At 49.7% G+C, this 14,957-nt stretch carries 15 protein-coding genes; 6 read left to right on the top strand and 9 right to left on the bottom strand.

Annotated features, from left to right (window positions below; all coding sequences use genetic code 11):
- Positions 1–36 precede the first annotated feature (36 nt).
- The gene (locus tag ACYZZ0_RS18445) at positions 37–1,596 is read right to left on the bottom strand and encodes a SulP family inorganic anion transporter (RefSeq protein ID WP_461538129.1); all 1,560 of its coding nucleotides are present in this window, start codon (positions 1,594–1,596) and stop codon (positions 37–39) included.
- A gap of 575 nt (positions 1,597–2,171) precedes the next feature.
- On the opposite strand from ACYZZ0_RS18445, the gene ACYZZ0_RS18450 reads away from it, so the two are divergent.
- Positions 2,172–2,597, top strand: coding sequence for a PaaI family thioesterase (locus tag ACYZZ0_RS18450; RefSeq protein WP_461538130.1), 426 nt, complete (start codon positions 2,172–2,174; stop codon positions 2,595–2,597).
- Between the two features lie 14 nt (positions 2,598–2,611).
- On the opposite strand, the gene ACYZZ0_RS18455 is transcribed toward ACYZZ0_RS18450, so the two are convergent.
- A complete protein-coding gene (locus tag ACYZZ0_RS18455) occupies positions 2,612–3,547 on the bottom strand; it encodes a hypothetical protein (RefSeq protein ID WP_461538131.1) in 936 nt (311 codons plus the stop codon).
- 148 nt (positions 3,548–3,695) lie between these two features.
- Positions 3,696–3,851 carry a hypothetical protein gene (locus ACYZZ0_RS18460; protein ID WP_461538132.1) on the bottom strand — a complete coding sequence of 52 codons (156 nt, stop codon included), beginning with the start codon at positions 3,849–3,851 and terminating at the stop codon, positions 3,696–3,698.
- A gap of 112 nt (positions 3,852–3,963) precedes the next feature.
- Here ACYZZ0_RS18460 and brnQ point away from each other — a divergent pair, with 112 nt between their 5' ends.
- On the top strand, positions 3,964–5,313 hold the full coding sequence (brnQ, locus tag ACYZZ0_RS18465; RefSeq protein ID WP_461538133.1) for a branched-chain amino acid transport system II carrier protein: 1,350 nt from the start codon (positions 3,964–3,966) through the stop codon (positions 5,311–5,313).
- A gap of 152 nt (positions 5,314–5,465) precedes the next feature.
- Positions 5,466–6,938 carry a hypothetical protein gene (locus ACYZZ0_RS18470; protein WP_461538134.1) on the top strand — a complete coding sequence of 491 codons (1,473 nt, stop codon included), beginning with the start codon at positions 5,466–5,468 and terminating at the stop codon, positions 6,936–6,938.
- A 44-nt stretch (positions 6,939–6,982) separates the two neighbouring features.
- Here the strand turns inward: ACYZZ0_RS18470 and ACYZZ0_RS18475 are convergent, their stop codons facing one another.
- Entirely contained in the window at positions 6,983–7,339 is a 357-nt protein-coding gene (locus ACYZZ0_RS18475) for a winged helix-turn-helix transcriptional regulator (RefSeq protein ID WP_461538135.1), read from the bottom strand.
- 165 nt (positions 7,340–7,504) lie between these two features.
- On the opposite strand from ACYZZ0_RS18475, the gene ACYZZ0_RS18480 reads away from it, so the two are divergent.
- The gene (locus tag ACYZZ0_RS18480; RefSeq protein ID WP_461538136.1) at positions 7,505–8,176 is read left to right on the top strand and encodes an NAD(P)H-dependent oxidoreductase; all 672 of its coding nucleotides are present in this window, start codon (positions 7,505–7,507) and stop codon (positions 8,174–8,176) included.
- A gap of 56 nt (positions 8,177–8,232) precedes the next feature.
- Here ACYZZ0_RS18480 and ACYZZ0_RS18485 read toward each other — a convergent pair whose 3' ends face one another.
- Complete coding sequence (locus ACYZZ0_RS18485) at positions 8,233–8,694, bottom strand: superoxide dismutase, Ni (RefSeq protein WP_461538137.1); 462 nt, start codon at positions 8,692–8,694, stop codon at positions 8,233–8,235.
- A gap of 111 nt (positions 8,695–8,805) precedes the next feature.
- Between ACYZZ0_RS18485 and ACYZZ0_RS18490 the strand changes: the two genes are divergently transcribed.
- Positions 8,806–9,372 carry a VOC family protein gene (locus tag ACYZZ0_RS18490; RefSeq protein WP_461538138.1) on the top strand — a complete coding sequence of 189 codons (567 nt, stop codon included), beginning with the start codon at positions 8,806–8,808 and terminating at the stop codon, positions 9,370–9,372.
- 49 nt (positions 9,373–9,421) lie between these two features.
- Here ACYZZ0_RS18490 and ACYZZ0_RS18495 read toward each other — a convergent pair whose 3' ends face one another.
- Entirely contained in the window at positions 9,422–11,905 is a 2,484-nt protein-coding gene (locus ACYZZ0_RS18495) for an ABC transporter permease (RefSeq protein ID WP_461538139.1), read from the bottom strand.
- Complete coding sequence (locus ACYZZ0_RS18500; protein WP_461538140.1) at positions 11,892–12,605, bottom strand: ABC transporter ATP-binding protein; 714 nt, start codon at positions 12,603–12,605, stop codon at positions 11,892–11,894. The genes ACYZZ0_RS18495 and ACYZZ0_RS18500 overlap by 14 nt, the downstream gene beginning before the upstream one ends.
- Here ACYZZ0_RS18500 and ACYZZ0_RS18505 point away from each other — a divergent pair.
- Entirely contained in the window at positions 12,598–13,230 is a 633-nt protein-coding gene (locus ACYZZ0_RS18505) for an arylesterase (protein ID WP_461538141.1), read from the top strand. The two genes, ACYZZ0_RS18500 and ACYZZ0_RS18505, sit on opposite strands and share 8 nt — an antisense overlap.
- Positions 13,231–13,278: 48 nt before the next feature.
- Here ACYZZ0_RS18505 and ACYZZ0_RS18510 read toward each other — a convergent pair whose 3' ends face one another.
- Both ACYZZ0_RS18510 and ACYZZ0_RS18515 read right to left on the bottom strand, forming a co-directional pair.
- Positions 13,279–13,782 carry a hypothetical protein gene (locus ACYZZ0_RS18510; RefSeq protein ID WP_461538142.1) on the bottom strand — a complete coding sequence of 168 codons (504 nt, stop codon included), beginning with the start codon at positions 13,780–13,782 and terminating at the stop codon, positions 13,279–13,281.
- A gap of 409 nt (positions 13,783–14,191) precedes the next feature.
- Positions 14,192–14,917, bottom strand: a complete 726-nt coding sequence (locus ACYZZ0_RS18515) for an NAD(P)H-flavin reductase (protein WP_461538143.1) — start codon at positions 14,915–14,917, stop codon at positions 14,192–14,194.
- Positions 14,918–14,957: the final 40 nt, after the last annotated feature.

A 14,957-nucleotide genomic window follows, 5' to 3' on the forward strand; every position in this document is an offset into this window, starting at 1 on the left:
CACCAAAATCCATATTCTGGCGGGAACAGGAAGGAATTATTTATTGGTCGCCACGAAATACTTGGGATCTTCCACCACATTCACTTCGATCAGGCTACCAGCCTTTTGAACCAGCTGACGGCAGTCCTGACTCAGGTGAAGGAAATGTACTTTCTTGCCATTGTTCAGGTAACGCTCTGCCAGAGAATCAATCGCTTCCAGACCAGAGTGGTCGCATACCCGGGAGCCAGCAAAGTCGATAATCACATCGTCATTATCTTCACGCGGAGTAAACTGCTCCATAAAGTTCGCAGTAGAACCAAAGAATAGCGGGCCACGCACACGGTAAACAGTAGAGCCTTCTTCGTTTTCGGAACGTTCCACCATAATGTGCTTGGCATGCTCCCAGGCAAATACCAGCGCGGAAACAATCACACCGACAATAACGGCAATTGCAAGGTCAGTCAGCACTGTCACAACGGATACCAGCACCAGTACAAAGGCATCACCCTTCGGCACCTTGCCCATGATGCGGAAACTGGTCCACTCAAAGGTACCGATAACCACGATAAACATGACACCGACCAGTGCTGCCAGCGGAATCTTTTCAATCAGCGGAGAGGCAAACAGAATAAATGTCAGCAGGAACAGCGCTGCAGAGATACCGGACAGACGACCACGGCCACCGGAATTTACGTTGATCATACTCTGACCAATCATGGCACAGCCGCCCATACCGCCGAACATACCGGTTACAACGTTGGCAACGCCCTGACCCACACATTCACGGTTACTGCTACCGTGGGTCTCTGTCAGTTCATCCACCATCCGCAGGGTCAGCAGGGATTCAATCAGGCCAATAGCCGCCAGAATCAGCGAGTACGGCAGAATAATCCAGAAGGTTTCCATCGTCAGTGGCACAGATGGAATGTGCAGGCTCGGGAAGCCACCGGCAATGCTGGCAACATCACCAACAACCTTGGTATCCAGATTCAGGCCCAGTACCAGTGCGGTCACAACAATAATGGCTGCCAGTGAAGATGGAATCGCGGTAGTCAGCTTTGGCAGGAAGTGAATAATTGCCATAGTAAGGGCAACCAGACCCAGCATCAGATACAAGTCAGCACCTTCCATCCAGGCAACGTCGATAACACTGCCTTCCATAGAGGTGCCTGCTAACCAGCCTGCTTCACCAGCCTGACCAAACTGGCTCAGCTGGGCAAGAAAGATCACGATCGCCAGACCGTTTACAAATCCCAGCATAACCGGATGCGGTACCATGCGGATAAATTTACCCAGCTTGAATACCCCGGCCAGCACCTGAATGATGCCCATCAGCACTACAGTGGCAAACAGGTATTCAACGCCATGGTCAGCTACCAGGGCGACCATCACCACAGCCAGTGCACCGGTCGCACCGGAGATCATGCCCGGACGACCACCAATAGCCGCAGTAATCAAACCGACCATAAAGGCCGCATACAGACCCACCAGCGGATCAACGCCGGCAACAAAAGCAAAGGCCACAGCTTCGGGAACCAGTGCAAGCGCAACAGTTAATCCCGACAGCAAGTCATTTTTCATTGTGGCGACTTTGCTGACATGCAAATCAAACACAGTATTTCTCCAAACAGCTTTTAACAAAAAAGTACCACTTCCTCTGCCATAGAGGACGATGGCTTTCTTGCCTTACAGTTAGCGAGTCGCCGGTCTCTGACCGGTCTTTTCCTCAGGGTGAGCCCCACAAGCAAAAGGCCAGGCCGACAAACGTAAAAGTTTGTTATTGGCAGATGCATTGCGTACCTGTCGGGATACGATCCATTGGCACGCTATCCAAAGTAAACCCTCAAGCAATAAATCGGCAGGAAACCTGTCGGGACAAGGCTTGAACAGCAGACGATTTATCAATCACACATACATGAATATAAAGTGAACGGGCATACCATCATGTTCAGGCATCCCTCTGGAGAGGTTCACTGGGGGTTCAGAGAGCAAGGCACCGGTTCAGGGTTTTCCCGGCGCGGTCGATGCGGCCTGAACCTGCATCATTTTATCTTTCATAATGGGCCGGGAAGTTTAATGAAGCAGGCTGGTAAAAACAATCAGGCGTGTATCATAGTGATATGGGTATTTGCCAAATCCTCAGGCGAACGCCATGATAGACGGCACAATAATAACAATGATGTTGTGTAATGACTGACCTGAGTTCTATACCCAAGCTGCAGGCCTTTGTCGATCAGGCCTTTCCGGATTCAACCCTGATTATTGAGCAAGCTGGTGATGGTACTGCCCGAATCCGGTTTCCGGTGGAGGAACGACATCTTCGCCCTGGAGGAACCGTATCTGGCCCGGTTCTGTTCTCAATTGCGGACTGTGCTCTTTATATCGCGATCCTGGCCACCAGCCCTGAAGATATTATGGCTGTGACATCAAATCTGAATATTAACTTTCTCAGTCGTCCCATTGCAGACAAAGCCATTATTGGAGAATGCCGTTTAATAAAAAACGGCAGACGACTGGTTTATGGAGAGGTTGTTCTTTTTTCGGAAGGTGATGAAACACCGGTTGCTCATGCAACCGGTACATATGCAGTGCCTGTCAAACAGCAAGCAAGCTGATTATTTGTGGTCTTTTACTCTTTTGCTGTTTCAGTCTCTGCATCATTAATTCTTACCGGGCCAATTTCTGGTGAGATGAATAACAGTGGCCGACCTTTTTCTAATACATACGGATAGCCAATAGTCTTATTACTATCAGCTATCCCGACTTCATCCGGTGCCAGATAGATATAGAACCAACCCGGCATACGAGCACTGAGTTTCTGGTAAAAGACATGCTCACTGATAGTACGAATACCACCAGCCTGACTGATAATTACGCGGGGAAAGGTCTCATCATCACCGTGAGCTGAAAACAGCAACGCTTCTTTACCGGCAATACCGTGGTGGGTATACGCCGGAGCAACCATTTCCTTTATCGGTGGCGGTACATAGACGGTCAACACACAGTTTTTGGCACTGATATCACAGCCACTGTCCTCGTCCGACAGATACCACTGCAGCATATCAATACCATTGAGTGATGTTCTGGCGCTAAAGGGCCTTGCCTTGTAACTCATATCCCGCAGGGCGGCCATGGAGTGTTCAACAATCAGCGCTTCCATGCGTTCACGAGGAGTCGTTTCGGGGCCAGTTTCTACCGGCTTGGTGAGTTCCGTCAGCGGCATCCAGGCAAAAAAGTGGTGCTCGTGCAGATGATTATTACCGGGAAGCGCCCAACCAGCATATAGATCCTGAAACGGGCCATGAGGCCAGACTTTGAGGCCTGAAACACCGGAGGACGAACCATAAGCCGGCAGCGCAATCCGGTTCAGCTGATAATCCAGCAGTTTGCCATCACTGTCGTAAGCTTCCGGTGCCAGTGTATGGTCGGTGAGCTCAGCTCCCATGCCAGCCGCCATAGTCAGGTTTCTGGCTTTGGACCAGCGCTCATCCAGCGTACCCGGTTTCATTGATGTACAGCCGGTCAGCCAGAGTAATGCCAGTAGTGATAACAACCCGATTCTCATTTCAGCATTCCGCTTTCGATTTCATCAATTCTCACATCGGCGAAAAGGCTTCAGGCTTTACATTTAGATTTCCTGTAAAAGCAATATCAAAAAGTGTTTTTTTAGGTAAATGTCGCGATTGCCGCACTATCTGTGGATATGGGATACATTACACATCGCTTAACGGGTTTGATGAAGGTGCTCGACCGGTTTCAAAAAACCGGCCGGGTTTGGTGGTATCATGCAAAACCGTGCTACTGCCATACTGCTGTATTCCAACACCCCGGATGCCGGCCTCCTCCTGCTCCGAACCCTCGCGTGACATTTGGTACAGCTGACCTGGGCCATAACAACCAGAGCGACCTGCATCGTATTATCAGTCGCTGTTATGGCAATCCGTCAGACACCACGCATTAATGCCACAAGAGGTAAGGCTTTTGTCTTTTTCCAGTTCAACCCGTTTAAAAAAATCTGATGTGATGGCCGTTGGTCTGATGACCTTTGCTCTGTTCCTGGGCGCCGGTAATATGATTTTCCCTCCGGTATTAGGTCAGGAAGCTGGTAGTGCACTGGTTCCCGCCCTGCTCGGTTTTCTGCTAACCGGTGTTGGCCTGCCACTACTGGGTGTGGTTGCCGCGGCCCGACTGGGTGGTGGTCTGGATCGTTTCACCCAGGATCTGCCTAAAGGCGCGGCTGTGGCTGCCGGCCTGATTCTTTACCTGGCTATCGGCCCGCTGTTTGCTGCCCCCCGTACCGGTATTGTTGCTTTTGAAATGGGCATTGCGCCATTTCTGGGCGATAGCAGCGGAATGGGACTGACCTTTTTCAGCATGGGTTTCTTTGCTGTGGCCATGCTCCTGTCTCTGAATCCGGGCAAGCTGATTGATTTCATCGGCAAGCTGATTACACCGATGCTGGTTGTTGTTCTGGCAGCGATTGCGGTCGGTGTATTTATGTTCCCGCAGGGCGAAATTGACCCCGCAACTCACATGGTTAACCCACTGGTACGTGGCTTCAAGGAAGGCTACCAGACCATGGATACGCTTGGTGCACTGGTTTTCGGCATCGTTATTATCTCCAGTCTGAAGCAGCGCGGTGTCACTGAAAAAGCACAGATCACCCGCTATACCATTCAGGCAGGTCTGATTGCCGCATTGGGCCTGAGTGCGGTTTATATGACTCTGGGTTATCTCGGTGCCACCAGCTATGCCGTTGCTCCGAATGCAACTAATGGCGCCGAAATCCTGACCGCTTATGTTTCTGCCAGCTTCGGCAAGATCGGGCTGGTTGCTCTGGCTGCTTCCATCATGCTGGCTTGCTTGACCACTGCCGTTGGTCTGCTGACTGCCTGTGGTGAGTATTTCTCCAAAGTACTGCCGTTTGCCGGCTATCGCACCTGGGTTGTGCTGAGCACGCTGGTAAGTACCCTGATTGCCAATGTGGGTCTGAACGAACTGCTGTCCCTGACAATTCCGGCACTGCTGGCAATCTACCCGGTTGCTATCGCACTGATTCTGCTGTGTCTGGCGCGTGACAAGTTTGCCAACCCAACCCGCGTCTTCAGCTACACCCTGATTCCGGTTGCAGTTGTCGGCCTGACCGATGGTCTGGTTGCCGGTAATGTTGAGGCAATCACCCCAATGGCCGAGCTGTTTGGTCAGTTACCACTGGCGGCTCACGATCTGGGCTGGATTTTGCCGGGTATCGTTGGTTTCATCGCCGGTGCTGCCCCGGGATGGATGCAAAAGAAAGCGTCTTGCAGCCCTGCAGAAATAGCAAACACATAATTATTCTGTGAGAAATATCTAATAAAAAGGCGGCTTTAAAAGCCGCCTTTTTATTATCCCCTGCTCTCAACTTTATTCCTGAATACACATTGCAAGAAATTACAGCTATATAAATTGTTTCTTCCAAAATAACGATATAGAGAATAAATGGTATGAAATACTTGGGCTTAAAGGCGTTATGTAGCCTGTTCCTGTTATTCTGCTTACCATTATCAGCAGCTATATCGGCATTTATGACAGCTTACCGCGACACGAACCCGCTTGAGGGAATGCAGTGGGATCAGTCTGGAGTGGTTGCATTGGTACAAATAGTTGATGATATTGATGGTCAGGTTAAAGAACCCGTATATTATAAATTGCTCCTGCCAGGGGCTTCTCACACGGATAAAGGTAATTTACAGTTTTTACCTCGTATGAGGGTTATCGATAAGAACCACCTGATCTTTTCAAGTCCGAATGGGTTTATCTATCTGTTCGACTTAAGGGTTTCAGATGCCTTTGGAGATTTTAAACTCCACCAAACGAAGTATGACCTTTCCTGGAGCCACTGTCGTCATTTGACTCAACCTGTTTTCTATTACTGGTTACCCAAACGCATCGCAGGTCTAAAGCAATACTCACCCTTTTGTATCACTGAAGTATTCAAAACAAGACAAAAAGATAAACGATACTTTCTGGGGGCCTGTGATGATTACTCATTCCTTATCCAGCTTGACCTTACAGGCCCAGAAGAGACCGGAAGCTTTAGCAACCTGCAAGTCACTCCATACCCAATAACAAACAACTTGATCCGGGAACCGGAGCGCTGGGTCCGTCATCATTTCATTTCCGGTATGGAACTGGTTCAGGACAGCCAGCAAAAAACACACGCTCTTGTATCCATGGATCGCTATTATCCTCCCCCTGCGGACCGAGGTGGGGGGACACCCTTTTATATGGCTTCGCTCAACTTAAGCGAAAGTGGTTGCACTTGGGCTCAAAGCCCAGCATCTATTCACTCCAGCAGCTTTCCTCTTGTTTTTCATAACAGAACCTCCAGCACTTCGACTGACAGTGAAGAAGAAACGCTCTGTCATTACAACCCGGGTCGCCTATACAACCTGACAACCGATCCACGAAAAAGGGGTATGGTACTTTTTGATCTTGGAATGAGAGGAGAACATTGCTTGAGCTTTGACTCGATGTATAGCTATTCCTCTGCGTCCGAGCTCGTATCAGGCACACCTCTTATCAGGTTTCTCCCACCGAGACTTGAGTCTTCATCTCATTACACAAAGCTTTCAGGCGATCGAACAAACGAGAAGTTTCAGCCTCTTATATCTTGTTTCGACGGTCATATTTATACGGTAGTAGCCCGTTACCGGAGTGATCCCGGGCTTGAGCCGTTTAACCATGATTTATTTCTTTTAAAAGCTCCCAGCCCTGAAAAAGAGACTCAGAGCTCCGGCATGTCGGAAGCAACCAATCGGTTTCAGCAGCCTGTTTCTCTTGACTGGGAAGACGTATGCAACGTCGGGCTACCAGTAAACGAAGATGGCATCGCCAAATTCAGCCAATGCTATGATCAGCTGCTTTTGTGGGACTCCGAAGCTGAGCCATTCACAATTGATTTACCTGGCTTATAGAAAACCCCGGAAACCAAAAGAAGCCTGTTAATCAAACCATTTTATTATCGGTCAATATCACAGGCTTCCTCATATAATCGTCCCCAGTCCATTAGCATCTGGATCACAGGTTCAAGGCTCTCACCCAGTTCTGTCAGACGGTATTCAACCCGTGGCGGAACTTCCGGATAGATAGTCCGGCTGATAAGGCCATCTGCCTCCAGCGCACGTAACTGAAGTGTCAGCATTCTCTGGGTTACACGGGGCAGTTTCCGTTTCAGTTCACTGAAACGATGACAGCCGGATAATAGCTTATAGAGAATCACCCCTTTCCATTTGCCACCAATCGCATTCAGGGCAACTTCTACCGGACAAGGTCTTTCACCTGCCTCATAGGCGTCATGGATACTTTCAACACTCATCTGACTATCTCAGGGAAGCAATATTTTATTGAACGAGTCATAGTATAAAAAATGTACCTGAGTACATATCTGTATATTGCCTCACATTTCTGTGCTTTCTTCCCTACATTTTTCATCAGGCATAGAATGCCCACCAATTACCTCTATGCAGAATGAAGTCGCATTATGAACCAGGTTACACAACAGCAGATCCTCGACGCATTCAAGTTCCGTCACGCCTGCAAAAGCTTTGATGCCAGTAAAAAAATCACCGACGAAGACTTTGGTTTTATTCTGGAAGCCGGTCGTCTTTCCCCCAGCTCTTTTGGCTTTGAGCCCTGGAAATTTCTGGTTGTGCAAAACATGGAATTACGGGAAACCCTGAAACCTCTGTGCTGGGGTGCCCAGGGGCAACTGCCAACTGCCAGTCACTTTGTCATCATTCTGGCTCGCAAAGAAGCCGATATGCATTACGACTCTGACTACATCCAGAACCATATGCGTGACGTGACTCAGTTGCCGGAAGATATTGTCCAAATGAAAGGTGACTTTTATCGCCAGTTCCAGATTGAACACTTCAAGCTGACAGAATCTCCACGTGCCATGTTCGACTGGTCCTGTAAGCAAACCTATATCGCACTGGGCAATATGATGAGCGTGGCAGCACAGGTTGGCATCGACTCCTGTCCGATTGAAGGGTTTGATCGCGAGCCACTGGAAAAGCTGATGATCGAGAAAGGCCTGTTTGATGGCAAGGAGTTCGGTATCAGCTGCATGGTTGCGTTTGGCTACCGGGAAAATGAGCCCTTCCCGAAAACACGCCATCAGGAAGACGCTGTCGTAGAGTGGCTGAACTAAGCTGATAACCCGTTAAAGCGGTGGCTTTAAATAAGTCACCGCTTTTCAAAACACTGTTAGTGTTTATGCTCCGGGTAATAGGGAGCCAGTGCTTCGATACTGTTTTTAAGGGCTACAGCAAATTTCACATCCGCATTCTGCTTCGCTTTCATGGCAGCCAGCATAACAGCATGATGCTTTTTCAGTTTTTCGTCGTAGTCTTTTTGATCAGGCTTGATCCGCTGGGTTAAAAAATAATCACTGATCGTCCAGATAATTTTTTCCGCATATTTCTCCTTGTTCATCACCCAGCGCACCAGTTGATTCTGTGACTGGGCATCGGTCTTTCCAGCCATCTCAGCTATTTCCCTGGCAGACTTTTCCACTGTAGCCGCATCCTCAAGCATGGCCTGAACCCGGGCAAAATCATCATAAATGCCGCAAGGTATCTGGCAATGCGCCCGGGTAAGAGAGGGGTTAAACAGCAGAAGGCCTGAGGACATCACAACAAGGAGCAGGAGCGCATGCAGACGTTTCATGGCAGGTTACTCACAGATTACACAAAGCCGCTTCTATAAATAGCAGCTATGCTCAGGAGCACCACCTTTCTTTAGCGGTTATTATCAGTTAACTCATGGTGTAACAGCGTTATGATCCAGTTCTCTCGTTTCAGCCATATAAATATTGTCGTTGATAATATGGATAAGGCGACAGCGTTCTACAGCAAGACCTTTCAGGCTGAACCGACCGTCGAGTTTCCACACTTTAAAAACCGAAACTTTGCCCTGTCTGCTGGCTTTATGGAAAAGCCGGATGATGTGGATGTTTCAATCCGATATCTACAGATACCCACAGAAGATAATTTCACGCTGGAGCTGATTGAGTATCACAGTCCTGTCGGAAGTCAGCAGATTGAATGGAAACAAACCCATGACCTGGGAGGTCCACGCCATGTCTCACTGGGTGTCAGCAACATAGACGAAGCTTTCGAGTTTGTTAAAAGTCAGTCCGGGGTAAAAATGATTAGTGAATCTCCCGACTACAAGGCTTACCAAATCGGCCCCATTACTGACGAACAGTTCGCCCTGTTTGACGAACACCTGGATCGGGATCAGGCAACCCGTCATGACATCAGAGAAATGGTAAAACAAATCCGCTACTTCTACTTCCTCGACCCTTATGGAGTTCAGTGGGAGTTCGAGCAAAAACCATCCTGAAAGCATCATAAAGTCGCCAGAGGTTCTGGCGACTTTATCCCGAATTATCCTAGCCCATTACACGACGAAGCGTTACCAATGGGGGCACCCTTCTGACAGACCGTGTTCCCAGCCAACCCGTCACTCCGGTGACAAGTGCTGCAGCAAACGGCAGCCACCATAACCAGAGCGAAGGTTCCCAGTTGAGTTTGAATACATTCTGGTACAGCAGGTAACTACAGATTTCTGCGCCAATCAGGCCCAGTATTCCTGATAACCCGCCCATTACAACAAACTCCATGACCTGTACTTGCTGCAGCTTCAGGCTGCTTGCGCCCATGGTACGAAGTAATGCGCCTTCCCTTCGTCGTTCATCCAGACTGGTTTCAATCGCAGCCAGCAAAACCAGTAACCCGGCGCCGAGCACCGCCAGCAACATATAGTTGATTGCCGCTCCAGCCTGCTGAATCAAGGACCGAACTCTGGACATCACACTATCGATATCCAGCAAGGTAACCGACGGAAACTGCTGTAGCAGATCATTTAACAACGTCTTCTTTTCCTGCGGTACATAGAAGCTGTTGAGCCATGTCGCCGGTAAACCGTCTAGTGCAACCTGAGGGAAGACCATAAAGAAGTTAGGGCGGAAGTTCTCCCACTGCACTTCCCTGAAACTGGTCACTTCAGCGGTAACAGCCTGACCGTTTACATCAAAGGTCAACTTGTCACCCAAAGCCAGCCCCAATCGCTCTGCCAGCTCAAACTCGACAGAGACTTCGCTACCTGGCTCATTGCTCCACCACTGCCCCTGCTTCAGCACATTTTGCTCCGGCAGCTGTTCAGACCAGGTCAGATTGAGCTCCCGCTCCAGTGCATGATCCTGCACAACATCCAGTGCTGTCAGACCGTTAATTTCTGTCAGACGACCACGGATAACCGGATACAACTGACTGTCAGGCAGCTGATTTTGTTCGAGAAATGAATCAAAACCGGCAACATCTGCAGGGTCGATATTCATGGCAAACTGGTTGGGCGCATCATCCGGCAGCTGGGCTTCCCAGCGGCCCAGCAGATCCATTCGCAGGATAAGCACAATCGCCATGGCCATAAATGTCAGGGAAAAGCCCAGCAACTGAATATTGGATAAGCTGCGCTGTCGTGTCAGGCGGGCAGCCGATAGCCGTAGAGGTACTGATGAAGTATGAGTCAGAAGCTTTGTAACCAGCTTGCCAATCAGGTTCAGTAGCAAAGTCGCAGCGGTCAGAATCACACCGCCGCCGGCAACCATTGCCAACGCCATTCCCCAGCCATTGGTGTATACCCTGAGCAGAATCACCAGCACAGTAAGTGAGGTGATATATAACAACCAGGCTGCCGGAGGCAGTGGCTGGATTTCACGACGCAGAACTCTCAGGGGTGTAACACGATGCAGCTGAATCAGCGGAGGCAACGCAAAGCCGGGCAACAGTACCAAACCTGTAGCTGCTCCCAACATCCATGGTTCCCATCCCGGAGCGGGTAGCCATGCCGGCAACACATCGCGCAGCATAAGAAGCACACCTTCATGGGCTGCCCAGCCGACCAATAAGCCGGGAATAATCGCCAACACTGCGACAACCAATAACTGAATCACAAACAGCCAGGTAACATCACGTTGCGATGCACCACTGCAACGCAATAGTGCCGCGGTATCAAAATGGCGTTCAGCAAAGCGGCGGGCAGCAAGTGCAACGGCAACACCTGCCAACAATACTGTTGCCAAGCTGGCCAGTCCCAGGAACTGTTTGAGTCGGTTTACAGAGTTACCCACCGAAGGACTGTCTTCCAGAGTAGAGCGGATCTGCTGGGTCACATCCAACTGAGGCTCTGCTTCGGCACGAAAAGACTTCAATGACCTCTCGTTTCCGGCGAACAGATATTTCCATAACACCCGGCTACCGGGCTGAATCACACCGGTTGCCGGCACATCAGCCATGTTAAACATTGCCCGGGGAGAGAAGCTGTAAAAGTCGCCCCCACGATCACTCTCATATGTGATGGCCCGGCTGATCACCAGTTCTTTCTCACCCAAATAGAGAGTATCTCCGGGCTTTACCTGCAACAGGGGAAACAGCCGGGGTTCAAGCCAGACTTCTCCCGGAGCCGGGATATCCTGTGTGCGCTCATCTTCAGCAAAAGGCTGAGCCGCTGAGCGTAACCAGCCTCGCAGGGGATAGCCTTCACTTACAGCTTTGGCCGATACCAGTTGCATCGATTCCCCTGCCAGCACAACAGTGGAAAATTCCAGCACCTTTGTTCGGGACAATTTCCCGGTATCCGCCAACGTCAATAATTCAGACGGCAACTCCCTACTGGTTTTAATTATCAGATCGCCACCCAGAACTTCTGCAGCCTGACTGTTCATACCCTGTTGCAACCGGTCACCCAGCAGGGCAATGGCGGTGCTCACCGTTACCGCCAGCCACATGGCGGCCAACAGCAAACCCAAACTACCACCACGCAATTCACGCAGGGTCTGGCGCACGGCCAGACGCGAGAGGTTAGGCCACTGCATTATCTGACTCCTCAACCAACTGGCCTCCGACCAGCTGTAAGGTTCGGTCACAACGGGCCGCCAGAGCCATATCGTGTGTTACCAGAATCAATGTGGTGCCTGCTTCCCGGTTTACCTCAAACAACAGATCAATAATGTGCTGCCCGGTGGTCTGATCCAGATTACCTGTCGGCTCATCGGCAAACAGGATGCTCGGCTCGGTTGCAAATGCTCTCGCTATCGCCACCCGCTGTTGTTCTCCACCGGAAAGTTGGCCCGGATAGTGAGTCATACGCTCTTTAAGACCCACTCTTTCGAGCAGCTCCACAGCTCGTTTTTTTGCATCACGTCGGTTTTGTAACTCCAACGGCAACATGACATTTTCCAGCGCCGTCAGTGCTGGCAGCAGCTGAAAAGACTGGAACACAAAGCCTGCTGTCTTGCCCCGGATACTGGCTCGGCCATCTTCATCAAGCTGGCTCAGGCTCTGACCGGCCAGTCTGATATCACCTTCGGATACCGTATCGAGTCCAGCCAGTAGTCCCAGCAAGGTGGATTTTCCTGCTCCGGAAGCCCCGACAATGGCCGCAGACTCCCCAGCCAGAATTTGCATATTGATACTATCGAGAATGGTCAGTGAGCCTGAATGGGTGGTAACCTGCTTCCTTACTTTGATCGCCTCGACCATTACCTCAGCCTTGGCAGGTTTATTTATGCTCATTGCTTGTCGTCTTTTCCTGATGATTTTGTTGTCTGTTTTTACGCTGTCTGCTGCCCGGGCTGCGGACGATAATCAAAATACCCTGTTAGTGTTTGGCGACAGTCTGAGTGCAGCTTACGGTATGGATACACGCCAGGGTTGGGTTGCTCTATTGGAACAAAGACTGCAACAAACCCATCCGGAATGGAAGCTGGTTAACCTGAGCCTGAGTGGAGAGACCTCAGCCGGCGGTCTTCGCCGCTTTCCTGAAGCGCTTGAACGTCATGACCCCGAAGTGATTCTGCTGGAGCTGGGAGCAAATGATGGACTGCGAGGTTTGCCCGTTCCTGTTATGAAGAAAAACCTGCAGAAGATGATTCAGCAAGCCGAGGCTATTGATGCCGAAGTACTTTTGTTTGAAATGCAGATACCGCCAAACTATGGCCCACTTTATACCCGGCTGTTTAACAATACCTTTCATAAGCTGGCCGACAAAGAGAGTACGACTCTGGTACCGTTCTTTCTGGAAGATGTTGCCGGAAATGCCAAGTTGAATCAGGCCGATGGGATTCATCCATTACCCAAGGCCCAGCCAGTACTGCTGGATAATGTTTGGCCTCTGGTAGAAGATGCACTGGATGATTAACTAACTAAAAATAAGTCGGTAGAAAGGCGGGGACAACTGGAGGCGATATTAAAACCTCCAGTTAAACTCAAGTTTCACATCTCCCATGTCATAGTCAGAGCGAAAGCGTAGCGACGTTTCGTTATTCAGACAGGTTTCCATTCGAAGCTCGTTGCGGAGCTTCACTTCCCCACATTCACCGAATTCAAACTCGGTTTTCTCTTCCACATAATCAACCATGGCTTTAACTTCATCATCGAGTCCGACCAGATCCAGAGAGCCATAAAACAAAGCTCCAGCGGCTTTGCGCCCCACTGCAGCCGGATCATCCACAGCTTTGTAAACTGCACGGCCAAGGCTTTGTTCGAGGTTATGTGATTTCTTTTGGGGGAAGAAGTTGATCTCGCTGTACTTTCGACTTTGTTCAGCCCAGCCCTGTGATCCGGATGAAGATCTCTCAGCTTTGGCATCAGTTGTAACAGCAACGCAGCTAGCTGCAAGAAGCGCTGCCAAACAGCGATGAGAAAACTGATGGTAGAGAAAATGTATTGCTGACGCAGTCTTGTTTACCATAGTGCCATACTCAGATCCGTTTGTAGTATGGCCGGGTACAGCTTCCAACCCCGGTCGTATCGATATGTTGAAATACGCTCTTTGTATTTCGCTGCCTATGGCTGTTTATCGTTCATCCTGATAAAAACCATAGAGCCATGTTTCAAATGAGTTTTAAACTATCACTCTGATAATGACAGGTTAAAGACGGGCGACATGACGGTATGTCTATCTTTTGATCAAAAAGTTATTAAAAACTTTTTTTAATATCCTGAGACTATCAAAGAGGCTAAAAAATGCGCAATTTAGCCACTTATACTTTAAATTTATTACCTCAGGTCAGGTCTCGCAAGCTCTCTCCGAAGCTTTAGCCATGAAGAGTAAGGCACGAACAGGTCTCTGCCTTACCCTCCTGAATCAGCCCCGGGAATTAACCTCGGGGAGCATAGGCAAAAACATCAGAGTGCATATTTTCTTCTCTGAAGCCCGCTGCAACCAGGGCATCCACGGTTCCATATACCATCTGAGGAGAGCCACTCAGGAAAACATGAGTATTAGCCTTGTCCAGCTCATCAGCCAGAATAGCTTCATACAAAAGGCCATCACGGCCCGACCAGTCACCAGCGGGGTCAGCATCACTCACCACTGGATGATAGGTCAGCAGATTTTGCTCTGACCACTGTCGAGGCAAACCTGGCAGATAAAGACCTTCTGGCTGACGTGCTCCCCAATAGAGATGAATATCGTGAGGGTGCTGTTGTTCCAGCGCATGTTCAATCATGCTTTTCATCTGGGCAAAGCCGGTACCTGCCGCAACAAATAGCAAAGGTGCAGCGGGCAGCTGGCCAACATGGCAGCTTCCCATCGGCAACCGCACTTGCAGCTTTTCAGAGTTCTCAAGCAGGTCAAAGAGAGTGACAAGCGCAGGCTTATCGGACAGGAAATGAATATGCAGTTCAAGTTCCTGACTAGCTTCAGGCGATGATGCTATGGAGAAGGCGCAGGGCTTTCCATCCGGAAGCAAAATCTCCAGATACTGCCCTGCATAAAAGGATAATGTCTGATCACTTTCCGGCTTCAGCCCCACTCTGAACACATCGTCGTTCATCAGTTCAAGGCGGGTTACTACACAGCTGATTTCAATTGGTTTATTCATTGCCGGACTCATAGGCCTTCCGGGTATTCTTCTGTTACTT

Source organism: Spongorhabdus nitratireducens, assembly GCA_947387575.1.
GTDB lineage: Bacteria > Pseudomonadota > Gammaproteobacteria > Pseudomonadales > Endozoicomonadaceae > CANDOC01.

Excerpts from the sequence above, each read along its gene's own strand:
- ACYZZ0_RS18480 (WP_461538136.1), top strand. The coding sequence starts at position 7,505 with ATGAACCAGGTTACACAACAGCAGATCCTCGACGCATTCAAGTTCCGT.
- ACYZZ0_RS18475 (WP_461538135.1), bottom strand. The coding sequence starts at position 7,339 with ATGAGTGTTGAAAGTATCCATGACGCCTATGAGGCAGGTGAAAGACCT.
- ACYZZ0_RS18495 (WP_461538139.1), bottom strand. The coding sequence starts at position 11,905 with ATGCAGTGGCCTAACCTCTCGCGTCTGGCCGTGCGCCAGACCCTGCGT.
- ACYZZ0_RS18455 (WP_461538131.1), bottom strand. The coding sequence starts at position 3,547 with ATGAGAATCGGGTTGTTATCACTACTGGCATTACTCTGGCTGACCGGC.
- ACYZZ0_RS18515 (WP_461538143.1), bottom strand. The coding sequence starts at position 14,917 with ATGAATAAACCAATTGAAATCAGCTGTGTAGTAACCCGCCTTGAACTG.
- ACYZZ0_RS18470 (WP_461538134.1), top strand. The coding sequence starts at position 5,466 with ATGAAATACTTGGGCTTAAAGGCGTTATGTAGCCTGTTCCTGTTATTC.
- ACYZZ0_RS18500 (WP_461538140.1), bottom strand. The coding sequence starts at position 12,605 with ATGAGCATAAATAAACCTGCCAAGGCTGAGGTAATGGTCGAGGCGATC.
- ACYZZ0_RS18450 (WP_461538130.1), top strand. The coding sequence starts at position 2,172 with ATGACTGACCTGAGTTCTATACCCAAGCTGCAGGCCTTTGTCGATCAG.
- ACYZZ0_RS18510 (WP_461538142.1), bottom strand. The coding sequence starts at position 13,782 with ATGGTAAACAAGACTGCGTCAGCAATACATTTTCTCTACCATCAGTTT.
- ACYZZ0_RS18485 (WP_461538137.1), bottom strand. The coding sequence starts at position 8,694 with ATGAAACGTCTGCATGCGCTCCTGCTCCTTGTTGTGATGTCCTCAGGC.
- ACYZZ0_RS18460 (WP_461538132.1), bottom strand. The coding sequence starts at position 3,851 with ATGTCACGCGAGGGTTCGGAGCAGGAGGAGGCCGGCATCCGGGGTGTT.
- ACYZZ0_RS18505 (WP_461538141.1), top strand. The coding sequence starts at position 12,598 with ATGCTCATTGCTTGTCGTCTTTTCCTGATGATTTTGTTGTCTGTTTTT.
- ACYZZ0_RS18490 (WP_461538138.1), top strand. The coding sequence starts at position 8,806 with ATGATCCAGTTCTCTCGTTTCAGCCATATAAATATTGTCGTTGATAAT.